Raw genomic sequence first — 1,667 nt, forward strand, 5'->3', positions numbered from 1 at the left:
GTTCTCGTTCTTGGTGATTGTGTTCTCGGATCTTTTGGATCTCTGCGAGGTATTCAGGGGTCGCATTTTGGTTGCCGACACCCAGTTTAGGTTCTGGAAGGTACAAGGTGCCGTGGATCTGATTGTATTTTTCATAGCTATCTGCTGACACTTGGTTTTTGATGGTGATGTCTTGTCCATCTAGTCTGTAAGTGACAGTCGGGCAGTATTGAGCAAGGGCATCGTTGAGGTGATTTTCCCATTGTTTGCGGATATAGATCAGAAAAGCAGAATAGTCTTCATGGCCTTCTTGGAGTTGGATTTTCTTCGCACCGCCTTTGGAGGGGTCTTTTGCGTTATAGCGTTTGAAATACTGTTCGGCTGTTCGTTCAATACCGTCATCGGCTTTCAATGAGAACATCAGGTGACAGTGGGGTTGATCTTCGCCACTGATGCGCGATTTTACGTTGTGTATGGCGTAGGAGTGGGGGTAGTTCAAGGTTGCTATATGTTTGTCTAAAAACGTCTCTATGAGCGTTTTACGCTGTTCTGGCGTGAACTCGTTGGGGAGGGCAATTTCATACTCCATGTAGACTTTGGCATTGGCTCGTTCAAAACTGTCTGCTGCCTGCCAAAATTCAATCGGATCTTTCACCCAGGATGGCATGTTTCTGCCTGGTTCGATATGTTCTACGGTTTCGTTGCTGGTCTTGCGAATCCCTTCATATTGCATGAGTCGGCGGAGGTAGAGGTAGTGGCCAGTCGCATAGCCTTTATTTTTACTTTTGACGCTGAAATGATAGCTGGCCATGCTTACCTCTGTTGGGTTCTAGACCGGTTTTTATGCAGTGAAACGGAATGAAAACCGCCCGGATTTGGAATGCCTGGATGGCTGAAAAATCCGGTTGAAGGGGGTCAAGGGGGAAACGCCCCATTGCGTACTAGTTTCTTCGCGATAGCAAGAAACTGTCAAGTGCGAATTATTTAAAATAAAAATAAAAATTCTTTTCAAGAAATTTTATTTTTATTTTAAATAATTATTTTCAGACTGCCCGATTTAATTATGGTAAAACCATAATTAAATCGGTAGCAGTTCTGAAAATTTAGCGGCAGATGATGGAAATGGAAAAAGCAAAAAAGCGTGGTCGACCAGCTCAGTTACTTCAGAGAGCAGAGTTACATGCTTTCGTGGATTTTTTATTAGAGAACAATCGACGTACTGAATTACAGAATCAGGTCATTGATGCATTGGAGGCTGAAGACTTTAATTTTGAGATGTTGTCTGAAGCACAGAAAATATTAGTCAAAGAAGCATTAAAACCTTACAGAGAGCATCTGAAGCTTCAGCTGCTGTTTGATGAGCTGTCTAAAAATCCTAGACAGACTGAATATGAAGCTAAATTTATAGAGCTTTTTCAGGCATACCAGGACAATCAATTGGGTGTTGCTGAACTAAATATTCTGAAGATGATGTGTACCCGATATCTGAATTTCAAAGCTCAAAAACTGCAATATGCTGATTTGGAGCTGTACTTGAGTCAGATCCAGAAAAAAGATGCAGGAAAAAAACGTAAAGCCGAAAATCAACGTAAGTTTTAAGTGGGTGGTGGAGTTTTAAGTGCTTATAAAGTCAAAAATGATGATGCGTTGGATACCGAAAAACTTTTAAAGCAGGTGCAGATTGATCG

General features: G+C 41.7%; 1 protein-coding gene and 1 pseudogene. One reads left to right on the forward strand and one right to left on the reverse strand.

What is annotated here, in order from left to right:
* A partial coding sequence (locus FTV32_RS16880) for a MobA/MobL family protein (RefSeq protein ID WP_180029142.1) occupies positions 1 to 790 on the reverse strand: 790 nt, incomplete at its 3' end.
* A 305-nt stretch (positions 791 to 1,095) separates the two neighbouring features.
* On the opposite strand from FTV32_RS16880, the pseudogene FTV32_RS16885 reads away from it, so the two are divergent.
* A pseudogene (locus tag FTV32_RS16885) lies at positions 1,096 to 1,575 on the forward strand (hypothetical protein); the annotation flags it as partial.
* Positions 1,576 to 1,667 lie beyond the last annotated feature (92 nt).

Origin of the sequence: Acinetobacter sp. YH16032 (assembly GCF_013417345.1) — a bacterium.
GTDB lineage: Bacteria > Pseudomonadota > Gammaproteobacteria > Pseudomonadales > Moraxellaceae > Acinetobacter.